Here is a 15183-nt window from a genome sequence, read left to right as displayed (position 1 = left end):
CTTGTCGCGTGGGCGAACCGTCCTATGCGAAGGCGCACAGTGAACACCGGTTAACCGCGATGAAAGAGCTTGTGGGGCAAGGCTCGCGGGATATGTCCGGCGTCCCGCACTCGAAGCGCATCCTGAAGTCGACCGTGGCCGCCGCCGCGGCCGGCGCGGTCGTGTTCGCGCCGCTCGCGCCCCTGGCCCAGGAGGCCGGCCGCTCGCGCGATCCGCTGTCGATCAGCGTCGGGGTCTCCAGCGCTTTCACCCGCGTCGAATTCGGCGGCATCATCGGCGTCCGCAGCCAGGTCCGGCGCGAGGCCGACAAGGTCATCGTCCGCATGGGCGTCTCGGCCGCGCCCGACGTCTCGCGCCTGCGCGTCGATCCGCCCGAGGGGGTCAAGGCCGTCGAGACGCGCATGGCGCGCGGCGGCGCCACCGACCTGATCATCACCCTGGCCGAGGGCGCCGACGCCCGCTCCGGCGTCGCCGACAGCGCGGTCTGGCTGAACCTCTATGCGCCGGGCAAGGCGCCGGAGCCGACGCAGGAAGACCGGGCGGCGGCCACCAATTCCGTCGTGCCGGTCCGCGCCGTCTCGACGCCCGAAAAGACCGTCCTGACCTTCCAGTGGGGCGCGCCGGTCGGCGCCGCCGTCTTCCGCCGGGGCGAGGCGGTCTGGGTCGTGTTCGACACCGCCGCCAAGATGGACCTGACCGGGGCCAAGGCGCTGGGCCCCGCCAAGGACGCTCGCTGGGGCGCCGGCCCCGACTATACCGCCGTCCGCATCGCCGCCCCGGACGGTCTGCCCGTCGCCGCCCTGGGCCAGGGCGGGACCTGGACCGTGACCATCGGCGGTCCGCCCGCCGGCGCTACGGGCGTCGAGGTCGACCGCTCCGACGACGGTTCGGCCACCCTGGTCGCGCGCATGGCCGGGGCGACCAAGACCGTCTGGCTGACCGACCCCCTGGTCGGCGACCGGTTCGCCGCCGTCACGGCCCTGGCGCCCGGCAAGGGTTTCTCGGGCACGCGCAGCACGGTCGATCTGACCCTGATCCCCACGGCCCAGGGCCTGGCGGTCGAGACCCCGACCGACGACCTCAAGATCGACGCCGCCGGCGACCTGGTCACCCTCAGCCGCCCGGACGGCCTGACCCTGTCGCCCCCGTCCGCGACCCTGGACGCCGGCGACCACGAAAACGACGCGCCCAAACGCGCCGCCCATCCCGGTTTGATCCTGGAGGACTGGGCCACCCTCGGCGAGGCGGGCTTTTCCGATCGCTACCGTCGTCTGCAGGACGCGGCGGGGCTGGAGACCATCGCCGCCGCCGACAATCCCCGTGCGCCCATCGAGGCGCGGCTGGCCCTGGCCCGTTTCCTGGTCGGTTCGGGCCTGAATTACGAGGCGATCGGCGTGCTGAACGCCCTGGTCGCCAAGGCCCCCAACATGCAGGGCGAGCCCGAGGTGCGCGGCCTGCGCGGCGCCGCCCGCGTCGGCGTCGGCCGGCTGGAGGAGGCCCAGGCCGATTTCGCCGGTTCGGCCCTGTCCAACGATCCGGCCTCCAAGGTCTGGCAGGGCTATATCGCCGCCGAACAGGGCGACTGGGAGGGGGCGCGCCGCGCCTTCGCCGCCGGCGCCTCGGTCATCGACGACTTCCCCAAGGAATGGCGCGCCCGCTTCGGCGCCGCCCACGCCATGGCCGCCATCGAACTGAACGACCTGCCCGCCGCCCGCCAGCTGCTGGATTATGTCTTCAGCCAGAACGCCTCGGCCGTCGACCAGTTGACCGCCCGTCTGGTCCAGGCGCGGATGTTCGATCTGACCGGCGACAAGGAGCGGGCGCTGAAGGTCTACAAGGCCGTGGCCCGCGCCCCGCTGGACGGCATCGCCACCCCCGCCAAACTGGGCGCCATAAGCCTGGAGCTGGACAAGGGCGTCCTGACGCCGGACCAGGCGGCGGGCCAGCTTGAGCTGCTGAAATGGCGCTGGCGCGGGGACGCCACCGAACTGGCCGTGATCCGCAAACTGTCGAGCCTGTATCTGCAACAGGGCCGCTACCGCGAGGCGCTGGACGCCCTGCGCAGCGCCGGCAAGCGGATGGCCGGCGTGCCCGGCGCGGCCGAGATTCAGGCCGATCAGTCCAACGCCTTCCGCGCCCTGTTCCTGGAGGGCGCCGCCGACGGTCTGCAGCCGGTCCAGGCCCTGGCCCTCTTCTACGACTTCCGCGAACTGACCCCCATCGGCGCCGACGGCGACGAGATGGTGCGCCGCCTGTCGCGCCGCCTGATCGACGTCGACCTGCTGGACCAGGCCGCCGAACTGCTGAAACACCAGGTGGACGAGCGTCTGGACGGGGTGGCCAAGGCCCAGGTCGCCACCAATCTGGCCACCGTCTATCTGATGGACCGTCAGCCCGAGAAGGCGCTGCAGGCCATCTGGGGCTCGCGCACCACGCTTCTGCCCAACGCGATGAACAGCGAGCGTCGGGCGCTGGAGGCCCGCGCCCTGATGGACCTGGGCCGCTACGACCATGCGCTGGAGGTGCTGGATCGCGATGCGTCCGCCCCGGCGCGCGAGGTCCGGGCCGACATCTTCTGGAAACAGCAGAAATGGGCTGAGGCCGCCCCGATCTACGAGGCCCGTCTGGGCGACCGCTACAAGACGACCGGCGCGCCTCTGACGCCGTCCGAGGAAAGCTGGCTGATCCGCGCCGGCGTCGGCTATTCGCTGGCCGGCAATCGCGCGGGCCTGGACCGTCTGCACGGCCAGTATTCGCCCTTCATCGCCAAGGCCCGATCGGCCAACGCCATTCGCGTGGCCCTGGACGACAGCCTGTCGGGCGTGGCGGGCGTGGGCGACTACGCCAATCTGTCGGCCAACGCCGACACCTTCGTCGGCTGGGTCAACGCCGCGAAACAGGACTTCAGAAACGAAACGGGCGGAAGCCGCCCTGCGACTCCCGCCCGTTAGATCAGCTTGTGATCCTCCCCGCAGGCGGGGGAGGATCTTAAGGCTTAGCCGTTGACGGCGTCCTTCAGCGGCTTCGAGACGCGGAAGCGGACGGCCTTCGAGGCGGCGATCTTGATGGTCGCGCCCGTGGCGGGGTTGCGGCCTTCGCGCTCGGCGCGGGCGGCGGTGTCGAAGACGCCCAGGTTCGAGATGCGCACGTCGCCGCCGGCCTTCAGGCTGGCGTGGATGTTTTCGACGATGGCGGTCAGGACCTTGCCGGCGTCGGCCTGCGAAACACCAGCGTCCTTGGCGACGGCGGCGATCAGTTCGGCTTGAGTGGTCATAAGAAGCGTTTCCAGTGTTAGTCGCCCGATTCAGGGCGAGGACTGGGGGATCAACACGGATTTCGATCCGTATTGCAAGCGCCGAAAGGCCGCAAAGCCTTACAGGGCGGGGGATTATCCGGTTCCGGACGCCCTCTGGAAGCTCTCGACCAGGCTCCCGGCGACCAGTCTCCAGCCGTCCACCAGCACGAAGAAGATCAGCTTGAACGGGAGGGAAACCACCACCGGCGGCAGCATCATCATACCCATGGACATCAGCACGCTGGCGACCACCAGATCGATCACAAGGAACGGAACGAAAAGGAGAAATCCGATTTCGAACGCCTTCTTCAATTCGCTGATCATGAAGGCCGGCGTGACCACGCGCAGGGGCAGGTCCTGCAGGTTGGTCGGGGCCTCCACACGGCTCAACCGGGTGAACAGCGCCAGGTCCCCGCGGTCCACCTGGGCCAGCATGAAGGTTTTCACAGGTTCCGACGCCGCATCGAAGGCCTGGGGCAGTTCCATCTGCTGATCCAGCAGCGGACGGACCCCCGAATCATAGGCGTCCTGCCAGGTCGGGGCCATGACGATGGCGCTCAGAAACAGGGCCAGGGACACCAGGACGGCGTTCGGCGGCGACTGCTGCATCCCCAATGCGGTGCGCAGCAGTGACAGGACCACGACGATCCGCACGAAGCTGGTGGTCATGATGACGATCGACGGCGCCAGCGACAGGACGGTCATCAGGCCGACCAGCTGCACTACCCGCTGGGTCAGGCCCGCGCCGCTGCCCAGGTCGATATTGATCGCCGATCCGCCCTGAGCGGCGTCCTGGGCGAAGGCCGCCAGGGGCCAGGCCAGGCAGACCAGGGTGGTGAACAGCGACAGCAGGGCGGCGCGTTTCAGCTCCACGCCCGTAGGAACGGAGAAGATCTTCTCCCTCGACCTAGCGGGCCGTTTCACTTGAAGATCCCCGGCTGACGCGGCTCGATCAGTTCGCGGCCCTCGCCCAGCAGGATCAACCGCTCCTCCTCGTCGATCCGCACCAGGACCAGACGGCGGGCGGGATCCAGCACCAGGGTTTCGACCACCTGCATCCGCCGCTCGCCGCGCTGGGCGTTCAGCTTGGCCAGCAGCTGCGGCGCATAGCGGCGCGCGGCATAGGCCGCCAGGCCGATCAGGCCCAGGGTGAAGGCCAGGCCGAAGACGGCACGGGCGAGATCGAGGAAATTCATAAGCTTAAGACCCCGCGCGGGCGACGCACTAAGGGCAAGTCTTAACCACCACGGTTAACGACCGGTTTAGATAACGGCCTGTTAACCATGCACCCTGCATTTTCTGCCCATCGCGCGCATCCGCGTCGCACGGGAGACCGCCATGGGCGTCGCCGACATTCCGCTGATGGGGCAGATCAAGGGCCGGCTGGGCTGGCTGGACGAGCGTCAGCGCGTCATCGCCGAGAACGTCGCCAACGCCGACACGCCCGGCTTCGTCGGGCGCGATCTGAAACAGCCCACCGATTTCGCCGCCGCCATGCGCGCGGGCGGGGTGCTGCAGATGGTCCGCACCAACCCCGCCCATATCGCCCCGCCCGGCAGTCCTGTGCGGTTCGACCCGACCAAGGCGCCCGATTCCGAGACCACGCTGGACGGCAACTCCGTCGTGGTCGAGGAGCAGATGCTGAAGATGGCCGAGAGCCGCATGGCCTATGACGCCGCCATCGGCTTCTACCAGAAATCCATGTCCATGATCCGCATGGCCGCGCGCAAGCCCGGCGCGGGTTGAGAGAGGACTGACCCATGCCCGATCCCATCCCCCCGTCGAACAGCGCCATGGCCGTCGCCGCCTCGGCCCTCAAGGCCCAGCAGTCGCGGATGCGCGTCATCGCCGAGAACATCGCCAACGCCCAGTCGACGGCGCGCACGCCGGGCGGCGAACCCTATCGCCGGCAGATCCCCGTCTTCCAGGCGCGCGAGGTCGACGGCGCGACCGGGGTGACCCTGGCCGAGGTCCGGCCCGACGACAGCGACTTCAAGATGGACTACGACCCGTCTCACCCCGCGGCCAACGCCCAGGGCTATGTGATGCGGCCGAACGTCGACACCCTGGTCGAGGCCATGGACATGCGCGAGGCGCAGCGCGCCTACGAAGCCAATCTGAACGTCATCGAGACGGCGCGGTCGATGGACAGCCGCACCCTCGACATCATCAAGCGCTGAGGACTAGGCCATGAACCCGATGATGGCCGCCCGCGCCTATGCCGCCGTCCAGGGCGGCGCCATGCCCACGGCGGCCCAACCGCCGGCCTCCGGCGACAACGGCTTCGCCGATCTGGTCAAGTCGGCCATGACCGACATGACCCAACAGTCGCGCGCCGCCGAGACCCAGATGACCCAGTCGGTCCAGGGCCAGGGCAATCTGATCGACGTGGTCACGGCGCTCAGCTCGGCCGAGGCGTCTTTGGAGACCGTGATCTCCGTCCGCGACCAGGTGATTTCCGCCTACAAGGAAATCATGGCCATGCCGATCTGACGGCGGGTCCAGGAACCTTATCGCCGATCCCTTCGCTGCCTCCTCGACGCAGAGGAGAACCGCCATGTTGGGCGACCACGATTCATCCGCCATCGTCGCCGTGCGCGACATCGACCGGGCCCGCGCCTTCTATCGCGATGTCCTGGGCCTGACGCTGGAGGACGAAGGGGAGGGGCGGGCCCTGACCTTTCGCACCGGCGCGACACGGCTGATCGTCTATCCGTCCGACCATGCCGGGACCAACCAGGCCAACGCCGTGGTCTTCACCATGAAGGGGGATCTGGCGGAGACCGTTCAAACCCTGAAAACCAGGGGCGTCGCCTTCGAACACTACGACCTGCCGGGCCTGACCCTGAACGGCGACATGCATGAGGCCGGTCCGGTCAAGCTGGTCTGGTTCAAGGATCCAGACGGCAATCTGATCCACCTGCTGGAGGGGATGTAGGCCGGCTCAGAGCGAGCGGCGACTCAGGCTGACCTGACCGGCGGCGGACGCCGTCTGCATCAGCTGACGATCCTCGCCCTCCAGCCGAAGGGCGGTCAGAACGCCGGTCGCATAGGCGCCGGTGTCCAGGCCGATGCGACGGTCGTCCGCATGGACCGCCTCTGTCGGCGTGTGGCCGTGGATGACGACGCGATCGAACGGATCGGGGTGGTTCAGGAAGGCCTGACGCACCCACATCAGTTGTTGGGGATCCTGCGCGTCCAGCGCCACGCCCGGCTTGGCGCCGGCATGAGCGAAGAAATAGTCGCCCAGCGAGAAACTGTATTCCTGGGCGGCCAGGAAGGCGCGCTGGTGATCGTCGACCGCCGCGTTGAACGCCTGGCAGGCCGCCGCCCAGCCGGCGGCGTCGGTCTTGTCGAACGGCGGATTGACGCCGTACGACTGCAGCGCCTCGCGACCGCCGTAGTCGCACCAGCCCGGACCCAGTTCCGGATCGGTCAGGAAGGCTTCCATCCGGTCTTCGTGATTGCCGCGCAGGAAGTGAAGCTCGAACATGCCGCGCGTGCGCAGGCCCGCCAGCAGGTCGATGACCCCCTTCGAATCCGGTCCCCGGTCGATGTAGTCGCCCAGGAAGATCAGCACCTTGCGGCGCGCAGTCGAGGCCTGAAGATCCGCGATCATGGCGTCGGCCAGCGGCGCCAGAAGATCGATCCGTCCGTGGATGTCGCCGACCGCCCACGCCACCGTATCTTCGGGCGTCGAGGCCCTGCGGCGCATGCGGGCCACGGGACGGCGGGTGAACAATTTGGCGAACATCCGTTCTAGATCAGGGGTCGGACGGTCATTGGCAAGCGAATAGGCTCAGAAGAAGCGTTCGCCGATACGAATGGTGTCGCCGGGCGCGACCTGGGTGGCCGTGGTCAGGGGATAGGCCTGCTCGCTGTCGCCGTCCGCGCGCTTGATATAGACCTGACGCGTATTGGCCCGATAGGTGAAGCCCTCGGCGGTCGCGACGGCGTTCAGGACGCTCAGATTGTTGGTGTAGGGATATTCGCCCGGCTTCTTGACCTCGCCCAGGATGTAGAAGGGCCGGTAGTTCAGGACCTCGGCGGAGACGCGCGGCTCGTTGATATAACCCTTCTGCAGGGCTGCGGCGATCTCGGCCTGGAACTCGGTGATGGTCAGGCCCGACGCCTGGACCTCGCCGATCAGGGGCATGGAGATGCGGCCGCTGCCGCCGACGATGAACTCGCCGGTCAGGGCTTCCTCGCCGAACACATTGACACGCACCTTGTCAGCCGTGCCGAGGCGATACTCGGGCACGGTTCGGACGACCGTGGGGTCGATCTCCGGCCCCGTCAGGCCTGCCGCAGCCAGGGGGCTGGTCCCGCAGGCGGCGACGCCGAACATCAAGGTCAGGCCCAGCAGGCCCGCGCGCAACCAATTCAGCATGATCATTTCCCTCGCTCTCGTTACAGCATAGCCCAAGGCGAACAGTGTTTCCAAGGCGATGCGTTTCGCAACGCAGCAAAGATCGCGCCAGTGGCGAAAATGCGTTTAACGGCGTCGAAACCATTCTTCTACAGCCCCTCTAAACCCTACTTCTAAGGCTCATATTGAGGCGGCGTCGGCATGTTGGTCCCATGGAACAGGGGTCGCCCATGTCGATTGCTCGCTCGAACCGCCGGCTTCGCGTCGTCGGGGTCGCCGTCTTCGCCGCCGTCGCCGCCTTCTCGGGCGCGGCCTTCGCCGGTCCCCAGGCCTCCGGTCCCGCCCGCATGCCGATCGGCGCGGCCGCCGCGCCGCCCACCGGCTTCCTCGACTTCTGCGAGCGGTCGCCGCGCGATTGCGTGGCGCCGAACGAGCGGGTCAATATCGCCGAGATCCGCGCCCGTGCGAACTCGCTCTACTGGGCAGGGCTCTTCGGGCGTTCGGAGCGGACGGTCGTCAGCCGACCCGCCGCGACCGCTCCGTCCGGAAGCTTCGACTGGAGCCGCGTCTTCCCGCAGCGCGCGGCGGTCGCAGCTCGCCCCGTCGCCGATCCCATGCGCGACGGCGCCGCCGTCGCCATGGAGGATGTGGCCACGCCCGCCGTCGAAATCGCCGCCGGGTCCAGCATCGACGCCCCTTCCGCCGAGGATTTCGGTCGCGACGTCTCCGCCCGCGTGCGTGACATCGGCCGCTCCTGGGCGCGTCCCCTGGTCCGCCCCGTCGCCAAGGCGCCGCCGCCGGTGATCGCCATGTCGGACAGCGACTGGAAGACGCTGGCCGACGTCAACCGGCAGGTCAATCGCGAGATCCGCAGCGGTTCGGACGCCCGCGTCTACGGCATGGTCGACTATTGGGCCGTGCCCGACGGCGCGCGGGCGCGCGGCGACTGCGAGGACTTCGTCCTGGCCAAGCGTCGCGCCCTCGTCCGGGCCGGCTATCCGGTCGGCGCCCTGTCGATCGCCGTGGTCGAGACCCGCTGGGGCGAGGTTCACGCCGTCCTTCTGGTCGCCACCGACCAGGGCGACTTTGTTCTCGACAACCTGACCAGCCGCGTCTCGCGCTGGGATCAGGTCAGCTATCGCTGGCGTGAACGCCAGGCCCCGGGCAAGACGTTCGAATGGGTGCGCATGGCGGGCTAGGCCCGTTTGCGGGAGATTTCCGGCTCCCGCCCTGATACAGCGACGGCACGCCCTGGGTCGTAATGGCACAGGGCGACGTAGCGTCCCCCGATTTCACCTTCCAGGCGGCGGCGCCATCGCGGCGCCGCACTTGCTGTGTCGGTTCGGCCCTGGCCGTTCCGCGCGGCCGAACCCTGCCGGAGCCAGAATGACCATCGACCGCGACACGCCGCCCACTCCGACTCCCTTCGCGGGGCCGGACGCGCTGCGTGGTCCGCAGGGTCGTCCGCGCCGGCCGTTCGGGCGGGTTCACATGATCGGGTCGGCGGCGGTCCTGCTGCTGGCGCTCGGCTTCATCGGCGGATTGCTGCTGTTCAGTCCCCAGGACGGAAACGCGCGGCAGGCGCCCGAGGCTGTGCGGCCGACGGGCCTGCCCAACTCGGCCCCGGCGGCGATGCAGCAGATGCTGGACACCACCCTGTCGCCGGACGAGGTCCGCCCGATCACGCCGGACGAGGCGCGCGCCGTCAATGCGGCCCTGCCGTTCTCGGGCCTGCCCATCCTGGCGGCCAAGCCCTTCATCATGCCGGCCGACAGGCTGGAGGACTACGCCCGCGCGGCCGACTGCCTGACCGCCGCCGTCTATTACGAAGCGGGCAACGAGACCCCTGCGGGCCAGGCGGCCGTCGCTCAGGTGGTGGTCAATCGGATGCGCCACCCGGCCTACCCGAAGACCATCTGCGGCGTCGTCTTCCAGGGCTCGGAACGCAAGACCGGCTGCCAGTTCAGCTTTACCTGCGACGGCGCCATGGGACGCAAACCCTCGGTCGAAGGCTGGGCCCGCGCCCGCCTGGCCGCCACGGCCGCCCTGAACGGCTATGTCGCCACAGGCGTCGGCATGGCGACCCACTACCACACCGACTGGGTCGCGCCCTACTGGGCCGAGCGGCTGGTCAAGATGCGCCAGATCGGCACGCACATCTTCTATCGCTGGGGCGGCGGCTGGGGCCTGCCGCCCGCCTTCACCGGCCGTCACGCCGATGTCGAGCCCGTGGTCGACAAGATGGCCCTGGTGGCGACGCCGCTGGAGCCGCTGGATATGGAGGATCCCTTGCTGCTCCCGCCGCCGCCGGTGCTGGTGTCGGTCGCGCCGCTGTCCGCGCCCGTCACCGCGCCCGCAGGCCCGCCGGCGGTTCAGGTTCCGCCCGCTCCGCGTCCAGCATCGACGCCGGCCCCGATCGTCGCGCCAGCAGCCCCGCCGCCGACGCGCGCCGCCATCAACAATCCTCTGACGACCGATCCCGAGGAAGCGCCCCAGCGTCGCCGATCCCGGATCGCGGCCCCCTCCTAGCCGGGGCTGCGGGCCAGAAGCGTCGCGGCCAGATCACGGGCCTGACCGCGCAGGTCGGGCACGGCGGTCATTTCCCAGAAGGCGCCGCGCGTCAGCGGGCCTATGGCGTGAAGCCCTGTCGTCGGCGCGCCCGCAGCGCCGATCAGCGTCCCGGTCTGGTCCACCTCCAGGCCCAGACCCAGCGGGTCGGGGCGTCCGTGGCCCTGGCTCAGCAGGTCGCGGATCACCGGCTCGGCGCTGTGCTGGATCGAGCCCAGCGGGCCGGTGCAGTTGATCACCAGGTCGAACCGGTCGCGGATGGGGCGGCGTCGGTGGCGGGGCCGCCAGGCGACCGCCACCACTCCGTCGTCCAGCACGGCGTCGGTCAGCTTGCCCGCCAGCACCGTCAGATCGCCCGAGGCCAGCATCGAGCCGACCTCGCGCGCCGTGCCGGGTGACAATCTATGCCGGTGCACGTCCCACAGCGGCCGGAGATGGCGCAGGAAGCGTTTCCTCTGGTCGGGCGTCCAGTCGCGCCAGATCGGTCGGGCAGAGCGCCTCAGCCGGTCGAACACGGCGCGCCAGTCGTGGGTCAGGCTGGCGCGCCGCACCTGGGCGACCAGATCCGCCGGCCCGCCAGAGAATTCGCCCTCGAACGGCGTCGGCGGCACGGTTGCGTGGCCGCGCGGCAGCAGGCCGTGGCGCGACAGGGCGGTGAAGCGCCGGCCCGGTTTCTGAAGCGTCAGGGCCGCGTCCACCATGGTCAGGCCCGAGCCGATCAGCAGGATGCTGCGCGCCTCGCTCGCCGCGGTCGGGTCGATCCGCCACGGGTTCTCGACATAGGCGGCCGACGCGCGCACTGCAGCGTCGATCCCGGGCGGGGAGGCGGGCTCCAGATTGCCCAGGGCCAGGACCACCGCGTCGGCGCTCACCACCGTCTCGCCGGCCCTGACGCGCCAGCCGTCATTGACGCGCGTCAGGGATTTCGCCTCGCCCGCGACCAGGGTCAATCGTTCCGGCGCCCCGTCCAGGGCCTCGTCCAGCAGATGGCGCAGATACTCGCCGTACATGCCCCGGGTGATGAAGCCGTCCTGCGCCCGCCACGACGGCTGTTCCGCCAGCCAGTCGGCCAGATGCCCCGGCTGGTCCGGGAAGGCGCTCATATTGTCCAGTCGGACGTTCAGCAGATGGCCGGGATTGCCGGTGTCATAGGCCACGCCCGGGCCGAAGGCGTCGCGCCTTTCGATCAGGGTCACGCAGGTCCGCGCACATTGCCGCAGCAACTGGATCGCGGTCAGCAGGCCGCTGAAACCGGCGCCGATGATCACGACATGCGGTCCGTGCTGCAGCGGCATCGACGCTCCCGTTTCGGCCCAGTTCCGTTGACCCTAACGCGGGGCGCGGCGGAACGGTCCGATCATGGCGATAAATATCTATCTGCCAAGTAGGAAATGGATGTCAGGTGCCGCGCGGGAAGTTCTTCGCCGGCGGCGCGCCGAAATCCTCGGTGCGTTTCGGCTGTTTGCCGACCATGCGACGACGCGCGGCCCGCAGGTCGCTGACGGCCAGGGGGACCAGGGTCCAGGGCTCGACGCAATAGCGGCGGAACAGGCGGCGCGGATCCTGCACCAGGCGATAGGCCCATTCGACGCCGGCGCGGCCCATCCAGCGCGGCGCCGGCCTCTGGGTGCCCGCCTCGTAGTCGAAGGCGGCGCCGACCGAAAAGATGACGCAGTCGGGCAGGTCGTCGAAGACGGCCAGGGTCCACAGCTCCTGACGCGGCATGCCCATGCCCACGAAGAGGATGTGCGGCTGGAAAGCCTGAATCTCGGCGACGATCTCGGCGTTGTCGGCCGACCCCTTGCGGGCGTCGAAGAAGCCATGGCGCACGCGGATGTCGGCGCCGGGATAGCGTTCGCCCAGACGGCGCGCGGCCTCGTCGCCGACGCCGGGCTCGCCGCCGACCGACATGACGCGCCAGTTCTTGCGATCCGCCACGCTCCAGAAATGGTCGCGCCAGTCCAGATAGGTGCAGCGGTGGAAGCCCCGGCTGTGCAGGCCCAGGGCCCGCGAGAACCAGATCATCGGCGTCGAATCGACCTCGATCATCTCGGCCTTCTCGTAGAAGGGCAGCATCTCGGGATGCTTCTGGATCAGATAGAGGCTGTGCAGATTGTGGTTGGCGACCAGGCTCTTGCGGCCCTCGGCCACGGCGTCCTGGACGTGGTGCAGCACTTCCTCGGGCTTAACCAGATCGACCAGCTGGCCGAACATGTGCACGCGCTCACGCCGGCGCCGGCGCTTGCGGAAAGCCGCGCGAGGCGCTGTGCGACGCTCATGCATCGGGGTTGTGAAGGACGAATCCGCCATCCCCCGGAGATAGGGCCGCAGCCCTCAAGGGGCGGTAAGCGAAGAGGCTTAACGGGCGTCAAGAAGTTCCGGTCGGACCCGGTCGACGGCCAGCCGCGCCGCCGACGCCAGTCCCACCCCGACACAGTCCGCCAGCAGGTCGAACGGGTTGGCCGAGCGCCCGCTGAAGCCCTGGATCACCTCCACCCCCGCGCCCAGGGCGATGGCCAGGAGGGCGGTGCGCAGCACGCCCAGGCCGGGCGCGATCAGGGTCAGGCTGCAGGTGATGATGAAGAAGCCGATGGCATGGGCCGGCTTGTCGCTCAGCCCGACGCCCTCCTCGGCCCCCTGGAAGGGGCCGAGCATGGCGACGAACAGGATCAGCAGCGCCAGCACGGCGCCGCCGCGAAGGACGGTCAAGATCATGGCGCACCGATCAAGGGGAGGAGAAGGCGCGGAAAATTCTCCCTTAACCTAGCCCGGACCGGGCTGAATGGCCACCCGGCGGGGCTCGCCGCCACGCTTGGGAAATAAAACCGACGTCCGACGAAAAAAGTCTGTTGACCGGACCCGGAGCCTCCCTTAGAGGTCCGCGCCTTCCCGATGGAAACGCCGCAAGGCGCTGCCGACGGGGCCCAGATGGCGGAATTGGTAGACGCGCTGGCTTCAGGTGCCAGTGGCTTAACGGCCGTGGAGGTTCGAGTCCTCTTCTGGGCACCATATTATAAGCGGCGTCGTGTTTTCGGACACGACGCCGTTTGCTTTTGCGGCCTATCGCATCGCGCGCGGCGCTCTGCTGCTTGAGGCCGCTTTTGACCTTGGCCCTGCGCGTGTAAGAACCTGCCCATGACCGTTTACCTGCACGAGGGCGACCTGCCCGACGACCTGGACCTGGGACCGGACGTCGCCATCGATTCCGAGACCATGGGCCTGCGCTTCCGCCGCGACCCCCTGTGCGTGGTCCAGCTGTCGTCCGGCGATGGAAACGCCCATGTCGTGCGGCTGAACCGCCCGGCCTACGACTGCCCCAATCTGAAGCGTCTGCTGACCGATCCGGCGGTGACCAAGATCTTCCACTTCGGCCGGTTCGACATCGGCATGTTCCTGCTGCACCTGGGGGTCGAGACCCGCCCGGTCTATTGCACCAAGATCGCCTCGAAACTGGCCCGCACCTACACCGACCGCCACGGCCTGAAGGACGTGGTGCGCGAGACGGTCGGGGTCGATCTGTCCAAGGCCCAGCAGTCGTCGGACTGGGGGGCGGATCAACTGACCCAGGCCCAGCTGGACTACGCCGCCTCCGACGTCCTGTATCTGCACGCCGCGCGGGCCAAGCTGGACATGATGCTGGCGCGCGAGGGCCGAACCGAACTGGCGGCCGCGTGTTTCGACTTCCTGCCGAACCGTTCGGCGCTCGATCTCGCCGGCTGGGACGAGACCGACATCTTCGCCCACAGCTGAGGCGCGCTTGACCGAACCCGGCGAACAGTCCCGCATAGAGGCCGACGAGGCCCGGGTCGCCCTGGCCGGCGAGCGCTGGCGCGCGCGCTCGCGCCGGGTGAAACTGTATCGTCGCATCCTGCCGATCATCATCCTGGTGCTGGCGGGCGGGGCCCTGACCTGGACCGTGTTCCGCACCGTCATGTCGGGCGTCGAGCGAAAGGCCAGCCAGAATCAGGAAGTCCGGCTCGACAAGCCCCTGTTCCACGGCCAGGACGCCCAGGGGCGGGCCTTCACCGTCGGCGCACAGGGCGCGATCCGCGATCCCGCCACCGGTCATTTCCGTCTGGTCGGCCCGGCGCTGAAACTGAACCTGGGCGGCCGCAAGGTCACCGAAATGACCGCCGACGGCGGCACATATAATGAGCAGGCCCGCACCGTGACCATCGGTCCGAACGTGCGGATTTCCGACGGCGGCTCCGGTTTCGTCCTGACCACGCCCGAGGCGGTGGTCGACACCAACACCGGAATCGTCACCGGTTCAAAGGGCGTTCAGGGAGCCGGCCCTATTGGAACCATCAACGCTTCGTCCTATGCGATCTATGATCAGGGCCAGCGGGTGGTTTTCAACGGCTCTGGCGACACCAAGATAAGCGGGACCATCACACCCGCGGGATCAGGCGAATGACGGCGATGACATCGAAACTCCTGGGCGCAAGGACTTTGGGCGCCTTGGCCGCGCTGACGGTCGTGGCTCTGCCGGCCGTAGGCGATGCGCAGAGCGCGCGCAGCAGCTCGAACCAGCCCATCGCCTTCGGGGCCGATTCCGGCGAACAGGCTGCCGACCGCATCAGCCTGCGCGGCCGGGCCGAGGTCACCCAGGGGCAGAACCGCCTGCGCGCCGACGCCATCACCCTGTACCGCAACGCCGCCGGCGATCCGGAACGGGTCGAGGCCACGGGCACGGTCTATTTCGTCACCCCGACCCAGTCGATGCGCGGCGACCGCGCCGTCTACAGCCTGTCGAACGGCGAACTGGTGGTGACCGGCAACGTCATCCTGAACCAGGGCCAGAACGTCCTGACCGGCGGCCGCCTGTCCTACAACGTCAACACCGACGCGGCGACCATGTCCGGCGCCCCGCGCGGCGGCGCGGCCGGCAGCCGGGTCCAGGGCGTCTTCTATCCCAACGGGACCAACTGAGGCCGTTCGGCCCCGGGAT

Annotated in this window: 18 protein-coding genes and 1 tRNA gene; 11 read left to right on the top strand and 8 right to left on the bottom strand. The window is 68.9% G+C overall.

Annotated elements, in window-relative coordinates:
• Nucleotides 1-92: 92 nt before the first annotated feature.
• Nucleotides 93-2951 (top strand): tetratricopeptide repeat protein, encoded by a 2859-nt coding sequence (locus ACIQ1T_RS01755; protein ID WP_395942766.1) that lies wholly within the window; start codon nt 93-95, stop codon nt 2949-2951.
• A 44-nt stretch (nt 2952-2995) separates the two neighbouring features.
• Here the strand turns inward: ACIQ1T_RS01755 and ACIQ1T_RS01750 are convergent, their stop codons facing one another.
• The 3 genes from ACIQ1T_RS01750 to ACIQ1T_RS01740 all read right to left on the bottom strand — a co-directional run bounded on the left by ACIQ1T_RS01750 (nt 2996) and on the right by ACIQ1T_RS01740 (nt 4491).
• A complete protein-coding gene (locus ACIQ1T_RS01750) occupies nt 2996-3274 on the bottom strand; it encodes an HU family DNA-binding protein (RefSeq protein WP_008263548.1) in 279 nt (92 codons plus the stop codon).
• Between the two features lie 114 nt (nt 3275-3388).
• Complete coding sequence (fliP, locus tag ACIQ1T_RS01745) at nt 3389-4189, bottom strand: flagellar type III secretion system pore protein FliP (protein WP_395943107.1); 801 nt, start codon at nt 4187-4189, stop codon at nt 3389-3391.
• Between the two features lie 26 nt (nt 4190-4215).
• Nucleotides 4216-4491: a flagellar biosynthetic protein FliO gene (locus ACIQ1T_RS01740; RefSeq protein ID WP_395942765.1), complete on the bottom strand. Its 276-nt coding sequence runs from the start codon at nt 4489-4491 to the stop codon at nt 4216-4218.
• A 142-nt stretch (nt 4492-4633) separates the two neighbouring features.
• Between ACIQ1T_RS01740 and flgB the strand changes: the two genes are divergently transcribed.
• The 4 genes from flgB to ACIQ1T_RS01720 all read left to right on the top strand — a co-directional run bounded on the left by flgB (nt 4634) and on the right by ACIQ1T_RS01720 (nt 6233).
• Nucleotides 4634-5041, top strand: a complete 408-nt coding sequence (gene flgB, locus ACIQ1T_RS01735; protein ID WP_395942764.1) for a flagellar basal body rod protein FlgB — start codon at nt 4634-4636, stop codon at nt 5039-5041.
• Nucleotides 5042-5055: 14 nt separating this feature from the next.
• The gene (gene flgC / locus ACIQ1T_RS01730) at nt 5056-5475 is read left to right on the top strand and encodes a flagellar basal body rod protein FlgC (RefSeq protein ID WP_395942763.1); all 420 of its coding nucleotides are present in this window, start codon (nt 5056-5058) and stop codon (nt 5473-5475) included.
• Between the two features lie 10 nt (nt 5476-5485).
• Nucleotides 5486-5788: a flagellar hook-basal body complex protein FliE gene (fliE, locus tag ACIQ1T_RS01725; RefSeq protein WP_395942762.1), complete on the top strand. Its 303-nt coding sequence runs from the start codon at nt 5486-5488 to the stop codon at nt 5786-5788.
• A gap of 64 nt (nt 5789-5852) precedes the next feature.
• The gene (locus ACIQ1T_RS01720) at nt 5853-6233 is read left to right on the top strand and encodes a VOC family protein (RefSeq protein WP_395942761.1); all 381 of its coding nucleotides are present in this window, start codon (nt 5853-5855) and stop codon (nt 6231-6233) included.
• Nucleotides 6234-6239: 6 nt separating this feature from the next.
• On the opposite strand, the gene ACIQ1T_RS01715 is transcribed toward ACIQ1T_RS01720, so the two are convergent.
• Both ACIQ1T_RS01715 and ACIQ1T_RS01710 read right to left on the bottom strand, forming a co-directional pair.
• A complete protein-coding gene (locus tag ACIQ1T_RS01715) occupies nt 6240-7049 on the bottom strand; it encodes a metallophosphoesterase family protein (protein WP_395942760.1) in 810 nt (269 codons plus the stop codon).
• Between the two features lie 45 nt (nt 7050-7094).
• Nucleotides 7095-7685, bottom strand: a complete 591-nt coding sequence (locus ACIQ1T_RS01710) for a polysaccharide biosynthesis/export family protein (protein ID WP_395942759.1) — start codon at nt 7683-7685, stop codon at nt 7095-7097.
• Between the two features lie 209 nt (nt 7686-7894).
• Here ACIQ1T_RS01710 and ACIQ1T_RS01705 point away from each other — a divergent pair, with 209 nt between their 5' ends.
• Both ACIQ1T_RS01705 and ACIQ1T_RS01700 read left to right on the top strand, forming a co-directional pair.
• The gene (locus ACIQ1T_RS01705) at nt 7895-8863 is read left to right on the top strand and encodes a transglutaminase-like cysteine peptidase (RefSeq protein ID WP_395942758.1); all 969 of its coding nucleotides are present in this window, start codon (nt 7895-7897) and stop codon (nt 8861-8863) included.
• Between the two features lie 187 nt (nt 8864-9050).
• Nucleotides 9051-10193: a cell wall hydrolase gene (locus ACIQ1T_RS01700; RefSeq protein ID WP_395942757.1), complete on the top strand. Its 1143-nt coding sequence runs from the start codon at nt 9051-9053 to the stop codon at nt 10191-10193.
• Here the strand turns inward: ACIQ1T_RS01700 and ACIQ1T_RS01695 are convergent.
• The 3 genes from ACIQ1T_RS01695 to ACIQ1T_RS01685 form a co-directional block, all read right to left on the bottom strand.
• The gene (locus ACIQ1T_RS01695; protein WP_395942756.1) at nt 10190-11527 is read right to left on the bottom strand and encodes an FAD/NAD(P)-binding protein; all 1338 of its coding nucleotides are present in this window, start codon (nt 11525-11527) and stop codon (nt 10190-10192) included. The two genes, ACIQ1T_RS01700 and ACIQ1T_RS01695, sit on opposite strands and share 4 nt — an antisense overlap.
• A gap of 103 nt (nt 11528-11630) precedes the next feature.
• On the bottom strand, nt 11631-12446 hold the full coding sequence (locus ACIQ1T_RS01690) for a WecB/TagA/CpsF family glycosyltransferase (protein WP_395942755.1): 816 nt from the start codon (nt 12444-12446) through the stop codon (nt 11631-11633).
• Between the two features lie 144 nt (nt 12447-12590).
• The gene (locus ACIQ1T_RS01685; RefSeq protein ID WP_395942754.1) at nt 12591-12947 is read right to left on the bottom strand and encodes a hypothetical protein; all 357 of its coding nucleotides are present in this window, start codon (nt 12945-12947) and stop codon (nt 12591-12593) included.
• A 207-nt stretch (nt 12948-13154) separates the two neighbouring features.
• On the opposite strand from ACIQ1T_RS01685, the gene ACIQ1T_RS01680 reads away from it, so the two are divergent.
• The 4 genes from ACIQ1T_RS01680 to ACIQ1T_RS01665 all read left to right on the top strand — a co-directional run bounded on the left by ACIQ1T_RS01680 (nt 13155) and on the right by ACIQ1T_RS01665 (nt 15164).
• Nucleotides 13155-13241: transfer RNA gene (locus ACIQ1T_RS01680), tRNA-Leu, on the top strand.
• Nucleotides 13242-13367: 126 nt separating this feature from the next.
• Nucleotides 13368-13982: a ribonuclease D gene (locus ACIQ1T_RS01675; RefSeq protein ID WP_395942753.1), complete on the top strand. Its 615-nt coding sequence runs from the start codon at nt 13368-13370 to the stop codon at nt 13980-13982.
• Between the two features lie 7 nt (nt 13983-13989).
• Complete coding sequence (gene lptC, locus ACIQ1T_RS01670) at nt 13990-14649, top strand: LPS export ABC transporter periplasmic protein LptC (protein ID WP_395942752.1); 660 nt, start codon at nt 13990-13992, stop codon at nt 14647-14649.
• A 5-nt stretch (nt 14650-14654) separates the two neighbouring features.
• Nucleotides 14655-15164 (top strand): LptA/OstA family protein, encoded by a 510-nt coding sequence (locus ACIQ1T_RS01665; RefSeq protein ID WP_395942751.1) that lies wholly within the window; start codon nt 14655-14657, stop codon nt 15162-15164.
• The last annotated feature ends 19 nt before the right edge of the window (nt 15165-15183 follow it).

The sequence above is a fragment of the Brevundimonas sp. genome (assembly GCF_044336875.1).
Taxonomy (GTDB): domain Bacteria; phylum Pseudomonadota; class Alphaproteobacteria; order Caulobacterales; family Caulobacteraceae; genus Brevundimonas.
Note: the sequence above shows the minus strand (reverse complement) of the source record. Positions and strands in the feature narration are given on the sequence as shown.